The organism is Rhodoferax sp. (genome assembly GCF_037143375.1).
Taxonomy (GTDB): Bacteria; Pseudomonadota; Gammaproteobacteria; order Burkholderiales; family Burkholderiaceae_C; genus Rhodoferax.
This window is the reverse complement of sequence record NZ_JBAWYV010000007.1, coordinates 21,620-38,081: the sequence shown is the minus strand read 5'-3', so window position 1 is coordinate 38,081 and position 16,462 is coordinate 21,620. Positions and strand designations below refer to the sequence as shown.

15 protein-coding genes are annotated in these 16,462 nt (G+C 59.3%); 6 read left to right on the top strand and 9 right to left on the bottom strand.

Annotated elements, in window-relative coordinates; all coding sequences use genetic code 11:
* Positions 1-41 precede the first annotated feature (41 nt).
* On the top strand, positions 42-2,618 hold the full coding sequence (locus tag WCG50_RS02270) for a PAS domain S-box protein (RefSeq protein ID WP_336897941.1): 2,577 nt from the start codon (positions 42-44) through the stop codon (positions 2,616-2,618).
* A gap of 16 nt (positions 2,619-2,634) precedes the next feature.
* Here the strand turns inward: WCG50_RS02270 and WCG50_RS02265 are convergent, their stop codons facing one another.
* On the bottom strand, positions 2,635-3,984 hold the full coding sequence (locus WCG50_RS02265) for a glutamine synthetase family protein (protein WP_336897940.1): 1,350 nt from the start codon (positions 3,982-3,984) through the stop codon (positions 2,635-2,637).
* Positions 3,985-3,986: 2 nt separating this feature from the next.
* The gene (locus WCG50_RS02260; RefSeq protein ID WP_336897939.1) at positions 3,987-4,499 is read right to left on the bottom strand and encodes a TlpA disulfide reductase family protein; all 513 of its coding nucleotides are present in this window, start codon (positions 4,497-4,499) and stop codon (positions 3,987-3,989) included.
* Between the two features lie 59 nt (positions 4,500-4,558).
* Between WCG50_RS02260 and WCG50_RS02255 the strand changes: the two genes are divergently transcribed.
* Positions 4,559-5,266, top strand: a complete 708-nt coding sequence (locus WCG50_RS02255; protein ID WP_336897938.1) for a VOC family protein — start codon at positions 4,559-4,561, stop codon at positions 5,264-5,266.
* A 3-nt stretch (positions 5,267-5,269) separates the two neighbouring features.
* On the opposite strand, the gene WCG50_RS02250 is transcribed toward WCG50_RS02255, so the two are convergent.
* A complete protein-coding gene (locus WCG50_RS02250) occupies positions 5,270-6,667 on the bottom strand; it encodes an aminopeptidase P N-terminal domain-containing protein (protein WP_336897937.1) in 1,398 nt (465 codons plus the stop codon).
* Positions 6,668-6,680: 13 nt separating this feature from the next.
* Positions 6,681-7,511, bottom strand: a complete 831-nt coding sequence (locus WCG50_RS02245) for a nucleotidyltransferase family protein (protein ID WP_336897936.1) — start codon at positions 7,509-7,511, stop codon at positions 6,681-6,683.
* Between the two features lie 207 nt (positions 7,512-7,718).
* Here WCG50_RS02245 and tkt point away from each other — a divergent pair, with 207 nt between their 5' ends.
* Both tkt and gap read left to right on the top strand, forming a co-directional pair.
* On the top strand, positions 7,719-9,716 hold the full coding sequence (gene tkt / locus WCG50_RS02240; RefSeq protein ID WP_336897970.1) for a transketolase: 1,998 nt from the start codon (positions 7,719-7,721) through the stop codon (positions 9,714-9,716).
* 36 nt (positions 9,717-9,752) lie between these two features.
* Positions 9,753-10,751, top strand: a complete 999-nt coding sequence (gene gap, locus WCG50_RS02235; RefSeq protein WP_336897935.1) for a type I glyceraldehyde-3-phosphate dehydrogenase — start codon at positions 9,753-9,755, stop codon at positions 10,749-10,751.
* A gap of 128 nt (positions 10,752-10,879) precedes the next feature.
* On the opposite strand, the gene WCG50_RS02230 is transcribed toward gap, so the two are convergent.
* The 5 genes from WCG50_RS02230 to WCG50_RS02210 all read right to left on the bottom strand — a co-directional run bounded on the left by WCG50_RS02230 (position 10,880) and on the right by WCG50_RS02210 (position 14,961).
* Positions 10,880-11,725 (bottom strand): 2OG-Fe(II) oxygenase, encoded by an 846-nt coding sequence (locus WCG50_RS02230; protein ID WP_336897934.1) that lies wholly within the window; start codon positions 11,723-11,725, stop codon positions 10,880-10,882.
* A gap of 49 nt (positions 11,726-11,774) precedes the next feature.
* Complete coding sequence (gloA, locus tag WCG50_RS02225; protein WP_336897933.1) at positions 11,775-12,311, bottom strand: lactoylglutathione lyase; 537 nt, start codon at positions 12,309-12,311, stop codon at positions 11,775-11,777.
* A gap of 83 nt (positions 12,312-12,394) precedes the next feature.
* A complete protein-coding gene (locus WCG50_RS02220; protein WP_336897932.1) occupies positions 12,395-12,781 on the bottom strand; it encodes a ribbon-helix-helix domain-containing protein in 387 nt (128 codons plus the stop codon).
* Positions 12,782-12,811: 30 nt separating this feature from the next.
* Positions 12,812-14,380, bottom strand: a complete 1,569-nt coding sequence (locus WCG50_RS02215; RefSeq protein WP_336897931.1) for a GMC family oxidoreductase — start codon at positions 14,378-14,380, stop codon at positions 12,812-12,814.
* Positions 14,381-14,412: 32 nt separating this feature from the next.
* Positions 14,413-14,961, bottom strand: coding sequence for a twin-arginine translocation signal domain-containing protein (locus WCG50_RS02210; RefSeq protein WP_336897969.1), 549 nt, complete (start codon positions 14,959-14,961; stop codon positions 14,413-14,415).
* Positions 14,962-15,341: 380 nt separating this feature from the next.
* Here WCG50_RS02210 and WCG50_RS02205 point away from each other — a divergent pair, with 380 nt between their 5' ends.
* Both WCG50_RS02205 and WCG50_RS02200 read left to right on the top strand, forming a co-directional pair.
* Complete coding sequence (locus tag WCG50_RS02205; protein WP_336897930.1) at positions 15,342-16,088, top strand: tRNA-uridine aminocarboxypropyltransferase; 747 nt, start codon at positions 15,342-15,344, stop codon at positions 16,086-16,088.
* Complete coding sequence (locus WCG50_RS02200) at positions 16,085-16,453, top strand: thioredoxin family protein (protein WP_336897929.1); 369 nt, start codon at positions 16,085-16,087, stop codon at positions 16,451-16,453. Before WCG50_RS02205 ends, WCG50_RS02200 begins: the two co-directional genes overlap by 4 nt.
* Positions 16,454-16,462 lie beyond the last annotated feature (9 nt).

Here is a 16,462-nt window from a genome sequence, read left to right as displayed (position 1 = left end):
GACTCATTTTTGTCGTCGTTTCTCTAATATTCATAGGTTTGGTGGCGTATCAACTCACAGTCTCCTACCAGACCGCTCGTGAATCAGCGACCGAGCATGTGCAAAATCTTGCGCTGGTACTGGAGTCAAAACTCTATTCCGATCTGGATGCAGCGCAACGCAATGTCTCCGACATGGCCACTGCCATTGAGCCTGCTGCGATGGTGGCTGAAAATGTCAGTCGCTATGAAACCAAAATAACGCCCTGGCTGAAATCCCAAGTGCTGGATATTGCATCTGCGTCAGTTCTGCAAATTTTTGGCGCCAATGGCGATTTGCTCTACAGCAACCTCGGCAAGGAAGCGCCCCTCAACATTGCCGACTCGTCGCATTTCCTTCAACTCAAGGCCAACCCGGCCAGTTCAGCAATTTTTTCGGAAGTTCTGCAGTCGCGTGTTCCTCACAGTCCCGCATTGGTCGTGGCCAGACCCGTGCGCAACCCAGCGGGTGAATTCCTGGGGGTTGCGGTCGCCGCCATTGATCTCAACGCCATTCATGAGCAATTTCGCAATATCCAACTCGGGCGCGACGGCTCGGTGTTGCTTCGTCGGTTGGACACGGGTGCGCTGGTGGTGCGCTACCCTGATGTGGTGGATGTCAGTAACCAGCCATCTCCGGATGCGCCTGTTCGTTTGGCCATCTATAAGGAAGGCCCCAACGGAGTGCTGGAAACCACCTCGCCCGTGGATGGCGTCCATCGCCTCTTTGGCTTTCGTACGTTGGGCGAGTTGCCTTTCTTTCTGGCGGTTGGGATAGCGGATAAAAGCTACCTGGCCGGTTGGCGCGCAGACGCGCTTATTCTGGGTGTTGGGGCTTTGATATTTTTGATCATCCTGGCCATTTCAGAGTATTTGCGCAGCAGTAGCGAACTCAAAGTGATTGAAAGCGAGGAACGTTTTCGACATTTAATCAACCACAACCACGCCATCATTCTCCAGATTGATCCGGCCAGTGGTCGCATTCAGGACGCTAACGAATCCGCCTGCCTGTTTTATGGCTGGACGCATGCTGAGATGTGCGCCATGTTGATTCAGGACATCAACCAGATGAACTCGGTGCAAGTGGCGGCTGAATATGCCGCAGCCGTTCAAGGAAAACGAAACTATTTTGTGTTTCCGCACCGTCTGGCCAATGGAGATGTTCGAACGGTAGAAGTTCATTCCTCGCCGATCACGGTGGGTGATAAGCCCTTGCTGGTTTCCATCGTGCACGACATTACTGAACGTGAGCAAGCCGTCGAAAAACTGCGTGTGAGCTACCTGGCCCTCAAGGCGGTGTCGCAAGGCGTTTTGATCTCGGGCGTTGATGGCCTTATCCTCTCGGTGAATGACGCATTCATGGCCATCACCGGTTTTGATAAATCAGAAATCCTGGGCCACACCTGCCGTTTTGTTCAGGGGCCGCTGACCGATCCAAAGAACGTGGCCGCGATCCGTGTGGCCCGCGAAAGCCTCACCGACTTCGCCGGCGAGGTGCTCAACTACCGCAAAGATGGTAGCGTCTTCTGGAACGAATTGACGATCTCGCCCGTGCTGGATACACAAGGAAAATTAACCCATTTCATAGGTATCACACGCGACATCACTGAGCGGAAAACAGCGGCGCTGGCACTTCAGCAGAGCGAGGAATTCAAGCTGGCCATTCTGGATTCGGTGCCCGCCGAAATAGCGGTGGTCGACTACAAAGGCGTGATTCTCGCGGTCAATGAACACTGGCGGCGCTTCGCTCTGGAGAACGGCATCAAACCAGGTACACCAGCGGCAAACACCGAAGTCGGCACCAATTATTTATCAGTATGTCAAGAGGGTCAGGACGACAGTTCCGAAGGGGCTGCGGCTGCGCGTGATGGCATTCAGGCGGTGTTGGATGGAAAATTACCCAGCTTCAGGCAAGAATACCCTTGTCACTCGCCAGAAGAGGAGCGCTGGTTCACGATGAACGTCACGCCCCTGGGTCGGGATGCGCATGGCGGTGCCGTGATCACCCATACCAACCACACCCAGCGCCGCCAGATGGAAGAACAGGTACGCCAGTTGGCGTTTCACGACGGCCTGACCAAGTTGCCTAATCGGCTTCTTTTCAATGACCGGCTGATACAGTCCATGGCCGCCAGCAAGCGCGCAGGCTTCTACTGCGCACTGATCTTTCTGGATCTGGACAACTTCAAGCCGTTGAACGATTTGCATGGGCACGACGCTGGTGATTTGCTGCTGATCGAAGTGGCCAAGCGCTTGAAGTCTTGCGTGCGCGCGATGGACACCGTGGCTCGCTTTGGGGGCGATGAGTTCGTGGTGCTGCTCAGTGTGCTGCACGCCGAAAAGGACGAATCAACCGAGCAGGCCGCCATCATTGCCGAGATCATTCGTCGGACCTTGGCCGTGACGTACCTGCTGACCATTCAGCACGAGGGTAAAGCACCTACCCAAGTGGAGCACCATTGCACCGCGAGCATTGGCGTGACCTTGTTTGTGGACCATGAAACGAGCCCGGATGACATCCTGAAGGAAGCGGATTCAGCCATGTACGCGGCCAAAACAGCGGGCCGAAACCGGGTGAAGTTTCACGAGACAAGCGACTGAGAACAACTGTCAGGGTCTATACCTGTGGTAGCAAGAAGCGCCGTTCCCAGGCGCTGACCTCGTGCAGATAGCTCTCATATTCCAGCGCTTTCACGGCGCAAAAACCGGTCACAAAAGCATCTCCTAACAAGCGACGGTTGTTAGCGCTGCCCACCATTAGCGCATGCGAGGGCAGGAAGCTGCGCGGCAGATCATGGCCATGGTCTGAGGCGTTGTCGCTGACCAAAATAGGCGAGGTGGGCACCAGCGCCTCGTCCATGCCGGCCAGCCCGGCTGCCAGCGAGGCGGCGATCGCCAGGTAAGGGTTGGCGTCAGCGCCGCCAATGCGGTTCTCGACCCGGCGCGCAGCTGGGTGACTCACCGGAATGCGCAGTCCAGTGGTGCGGTTGTCGTAGCCCCAGTGCAAATTCACCGGGGCCTGACAGCCCTTGACAAAGCGGCGGTAGGAGTTGACGTGCGGCGCAAAGATCAGCATCAGGTCGGGCACATAGGTTTGCAGGCCGGCAATAAAGTGCCGAAAACTCGCGCTCTCGGTGTCGTCATCCTGGCTGAAAATATTGCGCCCCTGCGCGTCCACCACGCTTTGGTGCAGGTGCATCGAACTGCCCGAGGCACCGCTGATCGGCTTGGCCATGAAGACCGCATTGAGCCCGTGCTTGATGGCTATCTCTTTGGCCGCGTACTTGAATAAAAAGGCCTGATCGGCCACGTCCACGGCGTTGCCGTGCATCAGGTTGATCTCGTATTGCGTCTGGCCGACCTCGTGTATCCAGGTGTCGGCTTGCACGCCAAGCGCATCGAGCGCGGTGCGAAATTCATCCCAGAAAGGGGCCAACTCATTGAGCATGTTCAGGCTGAAGGCCGACTGGCCGACTTCAGCACGGCCATTGCGGGCGGCCGGGGCGCACAGCGGCAGGTTGGGGTCGGTGTTGGGCGCGGTCAGGTAAAACTCGATCTCGGGCGCCACCACCGGCGACAAACCCTGCGCCGTGTAGCGTGCCAAGACGCTTTTAAGCAGTGAGCGGGCGGCGAACGCACAGGGCTCGCCTGTGAGCTCCACACAGTCGTGGATGGCAACGGCGCGCGGCACGCTCGACCAGGGTGATACCTTCAACGTGGCGTAGTCGGGCACCAGTCGCACATCGGGGTCGGAGTCGGGAAAAATCGGGTCGTAGGAGTAGTCGCCGGTCACCGCCTGCATCGGGATCGCCTGGGCAATGCGCAACTCACCACCCGCGGCAAAGTTGTGGGCAGGCATCAGCTTGCCGCGTGGGTAGCCCGAGATGTCAGCAAACAAGCACTCCACATCACGGATGCCATGCTGGGCAAAAAAGGCCTGGAGTTCAGCGGTGTGGGCGGTGGTCATGGTCACATCTTGATGTTGAATTTTTTGCTGATGACCTTGAAAGCATCCGGGCTGTCCCAGGCTTCGGCGCCGTAGATTTTCTCCAGAATGCGGCCATTGGCGTCGATCAGCAACGTGAGCGGCAGGTGGTCGGCGCCGAGCATGTTTTCCAGTAACAGTTTGCTGTCAATGTAGTGGCTGAAGGTGGTTTTTGCTTTTTGCAGAAAGCCTTTTGCTGCTTCGGGGTAGTCGTCGGTAGAAATGCCGATCACGTTAAATTGCTGCGCGCCCTTGCTGCGCGAAAGGCGCTCCAGTGAGCCCATTTCCTGGCGGCACGGCCCACACCAACTGGCCCACACATTGATGATCAGGGGTTTGCCGCGAAACTCGGACAGCTTGCGCGAAGGGCCGGTCAAGCCTTGCAGCGTGGCCTCGCGCAAGGTGCCGCCTTTTTCAACTTCGCCTGGCGTTGTGGCGTGGGCGCCCACTGTTGCCAGGGCCAAAGACAACACGATGCACCGGTAGATTTTGTTCATCCGAAAGAGTCTACCAGCCGAGAATTACCAGTGTGGACGTGGGTGGTATGGTCAGACCCATGAAAACACAAATTGATCACTTAGTCGTCGTAGCAAAATCCCTTGAACAAGGCGTGCAGTGGTGCGAGGCCAAGCTGGGCATCACACCCGGCGTGGGCGCCGAGCAGGCGGCGCAGGGCACCCATACCCGCCTGTTCAAAATCGCCACCCCGGCCAACCCATTGGCTTATCTGGAAATCATTGCCATCAACCCCGCCGGTAAAAAAAGCGCCAGTCCGACGGCCCGGCGCTGGTTTGACATGGACGATGCCGCGCTGCAAGCGGCTGTGGCTATTGAGCCGCGTCTGGTGCATTTTGTGGCCCATACCGATGACATCCAGGCCGCCCGCAACGCCTTGAAAGCGCAAGACATTGACCGAGGGCCGGCGGTGCACGACAAACGCCACTCACGCCGTGGCGTCTTGCAGTGGCAAATGACGGTGCGCGAAGACGGGCAGCGCCTGTTCAATGGCGCGCTCCCGAGTTTGATTCAGTGGGGCAAGTCCGATGCCGCTGAGCCGCTGCGCCTGCACCCCCGCAACAGCCTGCCGCGCTCGGGTGTGACGCTGCAAAGCCTGACGATTACCCACCCAACGGCCAGCAAGCTGCAAGCAGCGTATGAAGCCATTGGCCTGTCGGACGTCGCGGTAGAAACCGGCCCCGCCAACCTGGTGGCCGCACTGAACACGCCGCTGGGTATCGTCGTGCTGGAGAGCCACGGTATTTAGGGCTCAGCCCCGCATCAGCGCCTCAATCTCCGCCACCGCAACCGGCACGCCGCGGCTGATCAGCTCGCAGCCGGTGGTCGTCACGATGGCGTCGTCTTCAATGCGGATGCCGATGTTGTGAAACTGCGCGGGCACGCCTTCGGCCGGGCGCACATACAGGCCGGGCTCGATGGTGAGCACCATGCCGGGCTGCAGAATGCGGGCCGGTCGGTCGATGATGGTTTCACCGGTCAGGGCGTCTTTGCGCTCGCTGGTCTGACCGATCTCTGACGGCTCGATGTAGCCACCGCAGTCATGCACATCCATGCCCAGCCAGTGGCCGGTGCGGTGCATGTAAAACTGAAAGTAGGCGCGTTTTTCGATCACATCCTGCAGCGTGCCGACCTTGTTTTTGTCCAGCAATCCGAGGTCCAGCAGGCCCTGCGCCAGCACTTTCACGGTGGCTTCGTGCGGGTCGGTAAAACGGGCGCCCGCCTTGGTCACCGCAATCGCGGCTTCCTGTGACGCCAGCACCAACTCATACAAGGCTCGCTGCGGCCCGCTGAAGGTGCCGTTGGCCGGAAAGGTGCGGGTGATGTCGCTGGCGTAACCGTCCAACTCGCAACCGGCGTCGATCAGCACCAGCTCGCCACTCTGCACCAAACCCGCGTCGGCGCGGTAGTGCAGCACGCAGGCGTTGGCACCGGCCGCCACGATGGAGCCATAGGCCGGGGCTTGCGAGCCATGGCGGCGAAACTCGTGCAGCAGTTCGGCGTCGAGGTGGTATTCGCGCACCGCCTGACCCTCACGCAGCATGCGGGCTGAGAGTTGCATGGCGCGGATATGACCACCGGCGCTGATCTGCGCGGCGCGGCGCATGGTGGCTTGCTCGCTGGCGTCTTTGACCAGTCGCATTTCGTCGAGGGGGCCACACAAGTCGCGTTGTTGTTCCGGGCACAAGGTGCCATAGCGCACCCGGGCGCGCACTTTGTTCAGCCAACCGTCGACCCGTGTCTCCAATCCTTTGTGGGTGGCAAACGGGTACCAGACGGCGTCACGGCCATCTAGCAAGCCGGGCAGTTGGGTGTCCAGTTCTGCTATTGAATATGCAGCATCAAGACCAAGTTCAGCGGGGGCTGCAGCGGGTCCGAGCCTGTAACCATCCCAGATTTCGCGCTCCACATCTTTGGGCGCGCAAAACAGGGTGGATTTGCCGTCGCCGGTGATCACGAGCCAGGCTTGGGGCTCGGTGAAGCCGCACAGGTAATAAAAGTAGCTGTCGGGCCGGTACAAAAAATCGGCATCGCGGTTGCGTTGCTGCTCGGGCGCGGTGGGGATCAGGGCGACGCCCTTGGGGCCGATCAGCGCGGCCAGTTGGGCGCGGCGTTGGGCAAAAACAGACGCTGGCGTTGGGAGATTCATGGCGGGTGTTCCGTTAAAGATTGAGCGCTTGCAGTCGCGCAGGCGTACCGACATCGGTCCAGGCGCCGGTGAAGAGCTCGGCACTCACCAGGCCATTGTCCATGGCGGCGCGAAGCAGGGGTGCCAGTGGGGCTTTGAGGCCGTCCGGGTTGCCTGGCGGAATGTCGCAATACGGTGGCGCGAACAAAGCCCGGTGGTACAGGCCGATGGTGGAGTAGGTGAAGCGCGGTTGCGGGTCGTCTTTGGGCAAGTTCAATGCCAGTGCCACAGCGCCAGAGTCAGGGGTCGATAAACCAAAGTCACCGCGTGGGTTGTGTTCGGGATTGGGCACGAGCCAGAGGTGGGCCAGTTTGCCGCTGGCCGCAAAACGGTCGACAGCATCTTGGCTAAACACAAAATCGGGTGCAAATACATCACCCGCCAACACCCAAAACAGGTCGGCTGGCGTGTTGCTGGCGTCAATCGGACAGAGCAGCGGCAAGGCCCGCACAATGCCGCCCGCCGTTTCCAGGGCGCCGCCAAAGTCGCGGCCTTCGTGCGAATAGCTGATGTCAGGTTGCTCTTGTATTAATAGCTGCTCACGCAGGTGGGACGGGGGCTTTAGCACTAAAACACTCATAAAGTAGTCTGAAATCTGGTCGCCCAGCCAGGCGGTGTTGACGACCACCTTGTGAAAGCCACCGCGCACCAGCGCTTCCAGCGACCATTGCATCAGTGGCTTGCCGCGCACCGTCAGCAGCGGTTTGGGCGTGGCGTCGGTCAGCGGGCGCATGCGCTCGCCGCGACCGGCAGCCAGCAGCATGGCAGAGATCGGGGCGGCAGTGGTGGTGTGTCTTTTGGGCATGGTCGCCACTATACGCACGCCGGGCCTCCAGATTGACGTAAATCAGGTCGCGATGCGGCGCCCGGTAAAATCCGTGGTTTCGTCCCTTTCCCCACCAGAACTATCCCGGAGTTGGCACCCATGGCTGATACAGAACAAATGCAAGCAGTAGAACAACTCGAACAGGCCGCCGTCCCAAGCAGCCCTAAAACGACCAGCCAAACCGACATGGCCAACGCCATTCGTGCCCTGACGATGGACGCCGTGCAAGCGGCCAACTCAGGCCACCCCGGTGCGCCGCTCGGCATGGCCGACATGGCCGTAGCCTTGTGGGGTTCCCACCTCAAGCACAACCCCACCAACCCGAACTGGCTCGACCGCGACCGCTTTGTTTTAAGCAACGGCCACGCCTCGATGCTGCTGTACTCGGTGCTGCACCTCACCGGCTACAAGTTGCCGATGGCCGAGTTGAAGAAATTCCGCCAACTGCACAGCAAAACCCCGGGCCACCCCGAAGTGGACGTGACGCCCGGCGTCGAAACCACCACCGGCCCGCTGGGCCAGGGCATCACCAACGCGGTCGGCATGGCGCTGGCTGAAAAACTGCTGGCACAAGAGTTCAACCGTGACGACCTCGATGTGGTCAACCACCACACCTTCACCTTCATGGGCGACGGCTGCCTGATGGAAGGCATCAGCCACGAAGCCGCCGCGCTGGCAGGCGCCTGGAAACTCAACAAACTGATTGCCCTGTACGACGACAACGGCATCTCGATTGACGGTCAGGTCGCGCCCTGGTTCATCGACAACACCGCACTGCGTTTTCAGGCTTACGGCTGGAACGTGCTCGGCCCCATTGACGGCCACGACGCCGAGTTGGTGGCCGACACCATCGCGCAAGCCAAGCTGTCCACCGACAAGCCAACGCTGATCATCTGCAAAACCGCAATTGGCAAAGGCAGCCCGAACCGCGCCAATACCTCCAAGGCCCACGGCGAGCCCTTCGGCGATGCCGAAATCGCATTGACGCGTGAAGCCCTCAACTGGCCGCACAAGCCGTTCACGATCCCCAAAGACGTGGTGGCTGCATGGGACGGCAAGGTGGCTGGCGCTGCCGCCGAGAAAGCCTGGAACGACAAGTTTGCCGCTTACAAAACCGCTCACCCCGAGTTGGCCAAAGAACTGGTGCGCCGCATGAAGGGCGACCTGCCCAAGAACTTCAACCAGGTCGCTGTCGACACCGCCGTGGCGGCCCACACCAAGGCCGACACCGTGGCCTCGCGCAAAGCGTCGCAGTTGGCGCTGGAATCTTTCACCGCCGCCTTGCCCGAAATGCTGGGTGGCTCGGCTGACTTGACCGGCTCCAACCTGACCAACACCAAGTGCACGCCCAACCTGCGTTTTGACGACGTGACCGGCGCCAGCAACGGTGGCCGCCACATCAACTACGGTGTGCGCGAATTCGGCATGGCCGCCATCATGAACGGTGTGGCGCTGCATGGCGGCTTCATCCCTTACGGCGGCACCTTTTTGACCTTCAGCGACTACAGCCGCAACGCCATCCGCATGGCCGCGCTCATGAAGCTGCGCGTGGTGCATGTATTCACCCACGACTCCATCGGTCTGGGTGAAGACGGCCCAACCCACCAGTCGATTGAACACGCTGCATCCTTGCGCCTGATTCCTAATCTGGACGTGTGGCGTCCGGGTGACACGGCTGAAACGGCGGTGGCCTGGGCCGTGGCCCTGCAAAACAAGAACAAGCCCACCGCTTTGCTTTTGAGCCGCCAAAACATCAACTACGCGCCGAAATCCGGCATGGGCGACATCAGCAAGGGCGCTTATGTGCTGGCCGAGCCGACCGAAGTCGGCATGAAAAAGAAGATGCAGGCCGTCATCATCGCTACTGGCTCTGAAGTACAACTGGCACTCAAGGCACAAGAGATTCTGGCGACCCGCAAGATTGCAGTGCGCGTGGTCTCCATGCCCAGCAATACCACGTTTGACAAACAAAGCGTCGAGTACAAGATCAGCGTGCTGCCGGCCGGCGTGCCCCGCATTGCGGTCGAGATGGGTGTTTCTGAGGGTTGGTGGAAATACGGCTGCGCAGCCGTGGTTGGCATCGATACTTTCGGCGAATCGGCCCCCGCGCCGGTGTTGTTTGATCTATTCGGTTTCACACCGGTCAATGTGGCCGATACTGTGGAAAAGGTGTTACGTAAGTAATCCGGTTCAGTTTTTTAACGCGTGGAGAAAAAGCAAATGACGATCAAGATTGGTATCAACGGCTTCGGCCGCATCGGGCGCATGGTATTTCGTGCTGCCGTTCAAAATTTCAGCGATATCGAAATCGTTGGCATCAACGACCTGCTGGAGCCAGAGTACCTCGCGTACATGCTCCAGTTTGACTCCGTGCATGGCCGCTTCAAGGGCGACATCTCGGTCGAAGGCACCAACCTGATCGTCAACGGCAAGAAGATTCGTCTGACCGCCGTCAAAGACCCGGCTGAACTGAAATGGAACGAAGTCGGCGCCGACATCGTGATCGAGTCCACCGGCCTGTTCCTGACCAAAGAAACCGCGCAAAAGCACATCACCGCTGGCGCCAAAAAAGTCATCATGTCGGCACCTTCCAAAGACGACACCCCGATGTTTGTCTATGGCGTGAATGACAGCACCTACAAGGGCGAGACCATCATCTCCAACGCGTCGTGCACCACCAACTGCCTGGCGCCTGTCGCCAAGGTGTTGAATGACAACTGGGGTATCAAGCGTGGCCTGATGACCACCGTGCACGCAGCCACCGCGACGCAAAAAACCGTGGACAGCCCGTCCAACAAAGACTGGCGCGGCGGCCGTGGCATTCTGGAAAACATCATTCCTTCCAGCACTGGCGCAGCCAAGGCAGTCGGCGTGGTCATTCCTGAGCTGAACAAAAAGCTCACCGGCATGTCGTTCCGCGTGCCAACTTCCGACGTGTCGGTGGTGGACTTGACCGTGGAACTGGACAAACCAGCGACCTACGCTGAAATCTGCGCCGCCATGAAGGCTGCTTCGACCGGCGCCATGAAGGGCGTGCTGGGCTACACCGAAGAGAAAGTGGTCTCCACCGACTTCCGTGGCGAAAGCTGCACCTCGGTGTTCGATGCTGACGCCGGCATGGCACTCGACAGCACGTTTGTGAAGGTCGTAAGCTGGTACGACAACGAATGGGGTTATTCAAGCAAGTGCCTGGAAATGGCACGCGTGTTGTCCAAGTAAGCGGTTTCTCGCTCACATAAAAAACGCGCCTTGATGGCGCTTTTTTTTTTGTAAAGACTATAACTATGGGACTCGCACACTTAGTGGCACAACTTCGTTTTGACAGTGTCACTTGGACACTTTCTAAGTCACACGCCCCAAGAGTCAGGGAATATACCCGCCAAGGTACAACTGTGGTTTCCGGTTTCTGGAGGTCGCCGCTCGATGTACATCACGTTGATGCGGGCCACATATTTTGACACCTGGCCACTGACGCGGCAGCCAATGTGGCGCACTGAGTGGGGGCCAAAACCGTGGCGGAAAAACAGGGCTGAACCCTTGCGTGGTTCCACGTCGACCGAGCTGCTATCCGGACGGAACAGGCGCGTGTTGCCACCCTCCACGCCTTCGGCAGGGCCATTGAGGTAGAGCAGCATGGTCAGGCCTGAACGTACCTGCGCCGGCCACTCCAGCATGGCGCTGCGGTCTTTGCTCAGGCTATAGCCGGGCCAACTTCCATCGGTGTGGATGTTGAAGACGTCACCATCGTCATACCGGTACATATTGAGCCGGTGACTCAAGTTGGGAAACAGCGTCTCGCCTGCCAGTGTTGGCGGCAACAGGTGCGCGATGCGCTGAAACAGGGGCGCCATCAGGGCCTCGTCAGCCACCCAATGCACCGATTTATTCATGCGCATCCCTGGCGGGGTGGCAATGCCGGGCGCCTCTTCGCGAAAGCCCATGCGCTCGGAGGCCATGATGATGGCGTTGGCCTCTGCATCGGTCACCACCTGGTCAATCACAAAGGCCAACAAGCCACCCAAGTCAATATCCTTTCGAGAGGGGTGCACAGTCTGCTGTGTATCGAGACACAGGGCGTGCGGCGTGCACTCGAACGCATGCACGGGTGTCATGGGGACCACGCCGCCCATAGGCAGGGAGCCCGGCAGGTGCGCCACCGCATGGTGCTGCGGCCAACCCAAGGCTGTGCTCACCATGTGCCCACGCTGCGCCGCCTTTGTGAAGGCTTGAAATTGCTCAAGTTCAACGCCCCAGTTGGGTCAGGCGGGCGGGTTCGACGATCTCGATCCAGTAGCCGTCGGGGTCCTTGATGAAGGCCACATCCTTCATCTTGCCCTGATCAGGTCGTTTCACGAAAGTGACCTGGTTGTCGTCAAACCACTGCACTGCGGCGTCCAGATCTGGCACTGAGAAGCAGATGTGGCCAAATCCCTGCGGTTGCGCGTTGCCGTCGTGGTACTTGAAGTCTGCATCCGTCTCCGTGCCCCAGTTGTGGGTCAGTTCCAGAATGCCACGCTGGCTGAAAGTCCAGGCGGTGCGTTCGCCTGCGTCCTCGGGCGTGCTGCTGTATTCCTCCGAGCGGTGCAAAAAATAGAGCGAGAACTTCATTTCCGGGAAGTCCAGCTTGCGCAGCAAGCGCATGCCCATCACACGGGTGTAGAAGTCCAGCGCTACTTGCGGATCCTTGACACGCAGCATGCTGTGGTTATAGACAAATCCGCGGGTGGCGTCGGCCACAGTAGCGCAGACACCAGGGTAAATTTCGGTCACAAAAGGCATGGAATTAAGCAATTTGAATGAGAGTTGAGAATACCGCCCCGACATTCTCGGAGCTCGCCGGGGTGATGCGATCGTCAGGTGTATTACCTGCCCACCGCAATCAAGGGCTTTGGGCCTGCATCGCGCGCCTGAATGCGTAAACCGGGTGCCAGGGTTGTGACCGTGGCGGTGGCGTCCGCAGAAGCTTCTGCCTTCTTCTCCATCGCCAACAGACTGCGGTGCAGGTAACGCATGCTGGTGACCCGCAAGAAGGAGGCGAAGTTGGGCACCTCGCCCCGGTGCGCCATAACCTCGTTGTGGAACTGGGCGATCAGGGCGTTGGTGGTGCAACCCTCGTCCTCCGCCATTTCCGCCAGAATGTCCCACACCATGTTTTCAAGTCTGATGCTGGTCAACGCGTTGCGGATGCGGACCGTGCGTGAGCGTTGCTCGTATTGGATGGGATCCGCTTTGACAAAGTATTCACACATGGTCTGCTCCGGTGTCTGGTTTCGGTTGGATTAAATGGCTCGTTCGGTCATTTGCTGGGCGATGTAATCGGCCTGGCGGATCGCCAGTGTCACGATGGTGAGCGTGGGGTTTTCTGCACCACCGGTGGTGAACTGGCTGCCATCGCTGATAAACAGGTTAGGAATGTCGTGCGTCTGGCCGTATTTATTCACCACACCGTCTTCGGGTCTGGCACTCATGCGACAGGTTCCCATGTTGTGCGTAGACGGGTACGGTGGTGTGCGGAACGACTTGATGGAGCCTGCTGCCTCGTAAATGCGCTCGGCCTGTGTGAACGCATGGTTGCGCATGGCGATGTCGTTTTCATGGTCATCGAAGTGCACATTGGGTGCGTAGTTGCCCCATTGGTCTTTGACGTTGGTGTTGAGCGTGACGCGGTTGCTCTCCCGCGGCATGTCCTCGCCCACCAGCCACATGCCAGCCAGGTTGGTGTAGCGGTCCATCCACCAGGCAAAGTCTGCACCCCAGCCACCCGGATTCAGGAAGGCGGCCATGAAGGGTATACCCAGTGACAGCGTTTCGAGTTCATAGCCACCCACAAAACCGCGGTTGGGGTTGTGCCCTGCTTCGTCGCGCACGATACCCGCCATGGTGGTGCCGCGGTACATGTGTACCGGGTTCTTGAAGGCGGCGTAGACCGAGCCCGTCATGTGACGCATGTAGTTGCGCCCGACCTGACCGGATGAGTTGGCCAGCCCGTCCTTGTACATGTTGGAGGCCGACAGCAGCAAGAGGCGCGGGGTTTCGATGGAGTTGCCGGCCACGCAGACAATGCGGGCTTTTTGCCGCTGCTCCTTGCCGTCACTGTCAAAGTAAACCACGCCGATTACCTTGCCAGAGGCGTTGTGTTCGATACGCGACACATGCGACTGGGCGCGGATTTCAAAGTTGCCGGTGGCTTCGGCCTTGGGAATTTCGGTGTACAGCGTGGACCACTTGGCGCCGCTCTTGCAGCCCTGAAAGCAAAAGCCCAGTTGCAAGCAGCGGCTGCGGCCGTCACGCGGCTGGCTGTTGATGGCCATGTTGCCGGTATGCACCTCCTTGTAGCCGAGCTTGGTGGCGCCGTTGTACATGACCTTGAAGTTGTTGTTGCCAGGCAGACCGGGAATGCCATTGGTGCGGGTCACCCCCATCTTGTTTTCGGCCTTGTCGTAGTAGGGCGCCAGGTCCTTCAGGGTGATGGGCCAGTCCAGCAGGTTGGCACCCTTGATTTCGCCATACACGCTCTTGGTGCGGAACTCGTGCTCCTGCAAGCGCAGCGAGGCACCGGCCCAGTGCGTGGTGGTGCCGCCCACCGTCTTGCAGATCCAGGCCGGCAGACCGGCAAAGTCCTTGGCCACGCGCCAGGACCCCGATGTGGTGCGCTTGTCCAGCCAGGCAAGCTGGCTGAAGGACTTCCACTCGTCGTTGATGAAGCTGGCGCTGGACTGCCGGGCGCCGGCCTCCAGTACCACCACCTTGATGCCTTTTTGGCACAACTCATTGGCCAGCGTGCCGCCACCGGCGCCTGAGCCAATCACAACAACGACGGAGTCGTCAGAAAAATCAAATTTCGCCATGCTTATCTCCTGTATTTTTTGTGTGCGTGTGATTAACCCAGATTGGGCGGCGGGCTGGCTTCTTTGGTGGGCGCGGGCAACCACTTAAGGTCCTGGAAGCCTCGGGTGATGTAGCCACCCTTTTCCCATGCCGAGCCTGGGTAGCCGAAAACGGCGTAGGCCATGTCGTTGTCGTACAGCGAAGTCACGCACTGGCCACGAGCGGTGGCGAAGAAGGCGGTGCCTTCCATGCCGCGCACAATTTCTTCGCGCTTGGCGGCGCTGGACTTGGCAAAGTTGCCGCCAGCCGATTTATTCAGCCAGGCAATGCCATCCTTGAGCATCTTGGCCGCACCCGCATCGCCGGAGGCCTTGGCATCCAGATCCTTGGACAGCAGGGCATACACCGCATCGGGCAGTTTCTGGTGAGGGAACAGCACGCGGCCCATGGCGATCAGGGTCTGGCCTTCAGCGGTGCTCAGGGTCTTAAGTTCCAGCGCCCAGGCGGTAGAGGGTGCCAAGCCCGCCAACAGGGTGCCGGTGGCCAGCGTTCCCAGCAAAACGCCAGAACCTTTGAGAAATTCACGGCGCGCCAAAGGCATCGTGACCTTGCGGACTACACCGCTTTCTTCATCGCAGCCCGCGACCTCGGGGCTTTGCGAAGCAATGGAAATCACACGCATATTTGTCTCCAGTTTGTTTAAAAATTTTCAGTTACTTTTAAAATTTTCAAACGAAGTATTGCGCAGATATGAGCCGCGCAGGTGATAGCTGACTACTTACAGGGCAAACCCTTGTATGCGCTTTGCGCGGCAGGATGGCGCAAACAAGTCAGCTTGGCGGCAGGCAATTTTTGGATGCTTAAGTCGCCACAGGCAGTGAGTCCACGTGTAAATAACTTATGGCACTGCATAATCCCGGCTCTTCTTCAACCCACTGCCCCCCCTATGTCCTGCGTCTTTTGTAACCTGCCGGCAGCGGCATGAGCCATGCGGTCGCGCGCCTGCGCGATGAAGGCCTGGCGCGCCGAGACGAGCCCTTTATTGCCCGTGGTTCGCGCGCCCCCCGCTGCCCCGCATGCCGTGTTATTTTTAGCCACTGCCTGTGCGCCTTGCGCCCGCAGGTACCGACTCGGGCCGGTATGTGTTTGATCATGAGCGACATTGAGCCGTTCAAACCTAGCAATACCGGCTGGTTGATAGCCGACGTCGTGCAGGACACGGCCGCCTTTGGCTGGGCACGCACGGTGGTGGACCCCGCCTTGCTGGAGCTGTTGGCCGACCCGCAGTGGCAACCCTATCTGGTGTTTCCCGGTGAGTTTGTTGCGCCTGAGCGGGTCGTGACCGATGTGCCGGTCGTACCCGGAAAACGCCCGTTGTTTGTCTTGTTGGATGCCACTTGGCCAGAGGCGCGCAAGATGTTTCGCAAAAGCCCTTATCTCGACAAGTTGCCGGTGCTCAGTCTGCAACCTGAGCAACTCTCGCGCTACCGCTTGCGCCGGTCAACCCGCGACGACCACCTGTGCACCTCGGAGGTGGCCGCGCTTTGCCTGAGCTTGGCAAATGAGCCGCGTGCAGCGGAAACTTTAGAGGCATATCTGGACGTCTTCACCCACCATTACCTGAATGCCAAGCAGTCCGTACTGCCAGATTTTGAAGACGCCGCGCATCAGCGTTTGCGCGCGCTAGCTGAACCCGCTCACTCGTTTCTGCGATCATCAAGCCCATGAATTTTGAAGCACCGACCCTTGACGCCTCTGTCCTTGTTGTCTGCCTGTGTGCCGAGTGGTGTGGCGTTTGCCGCGAGTATGAAGACCGCTTCGCCCAGATGCAATCGCGTTTTCCGCACGCCCGTTTTCTCTGGCTGGATGTCGAGGACGAGGCCGACCTCATGCACCCGCTGGACGTCGAGAACTTCCCCACACTGCTGGTGGCGGTGGGCAATGAGCCGCGATTTTTCGGACCAGTGACGCCACAGCCCGAGCTACTGGAGCGCCTGATCCGGGCTCAGACGCAGGATGCCTGCACGCCAACCTTGGCCGACCCTGCTGTGGCGCAATTGGTGCGCCGGATTCGAGAAGCCAAACACCTTTGATACTGCTAT

Bases quoted from the DNA above. Each gene is read 5' to 3' on its own strand.
- WCG50_RS02255 (WP_336897938.1), top strand. From the start codon at position 4,559: ATGAAAACACAAATTGATCACTTAGTCGTCGTAGCAAAATCCCTTGAA.
- gloA (WP_336897933.1), bottom strand. From the start codon at position 12,311: ATGCCTTTTGTGACCGAAATTTACCCTGGTGTCTGCGCTACTGTGGCC.
- WCG50_RS02200 (WP_336897929.1), top strand. From the start codon at position 16,085: ATGAATTTTGAAGCACCGACCCTTGACGCCTCTGTCCTTGTTGTCTGC.
- WCG50_RS02265 (WP_336897940.1), bottom strand. From the start codon at position 3,984: ATGACCACCGCCCACACCGCTGAACTCCAGGCCTTTTTTGCCCAGCAT.
- gap (WP_336897935.1), top strand. From the start codon at position 9,753: ATGACGATCAAGATTGGTATCAACGGCTTCGGCCGCATCGGGCGCATG.
- WCG50_RS02210 (WP_336897969.1), bottom strand. From the start codon at position 14,961: ATGCCTTTGGCGCGCCGTGAATTTCTCAAAGGTTCTGGCGTTTTGCTG.
- WCG50_RS02245 (WP_336897936.1), bottom strand. From the start codon at position 7,511: ATGCCCAAAAGACACACCACCACTGCCGCCCCGATCTCTGCCATGCTG.
- WCG50_RS02220 (WP_336897932.1), bottom strand. From the start codon at position 12,781: ATGTGTGAATACTTTGTCAAAGCGGATCCCATCCAATACGAGCAACGC.
- WCG50_RS02250 (WP_336897937.1), bottom strand. From the start codon at position 6,667: ATGAATCTCCCAACGCCAGCGTCTGTTTTTGCCCAACGCCGCGCCCAA.
- WCG50_RS02215 (WP_336897931.1), bottom strand. From the start codon at position 14,380: ATGGCGAAATTTGATTTTTCTGACGACTCCGTCGTTGTTGTGATTGGC.
- WCG50_RS02205 (WP_336897930.1), top strand. From the start codon at position 15,342: ATGAGCCATGCGGTCGCGCGCCTGCGCGATGAAGGCCTGGCGCGCCGA.
- tkt (WP_336897970.1), top strand. From the start codon at position 7,719: ATGGCCAACGCCATTCGTGCCCTGACGATGGACGCCGTGCAAGCGGCC.
- WCG50_RS02260 (WP_336897939.1), bottom strand. From the start codon at position 4,499: ATGAACAAAATCTACCGGTGCATCGTGTTGTCTTTGGCCCTGGCAACA.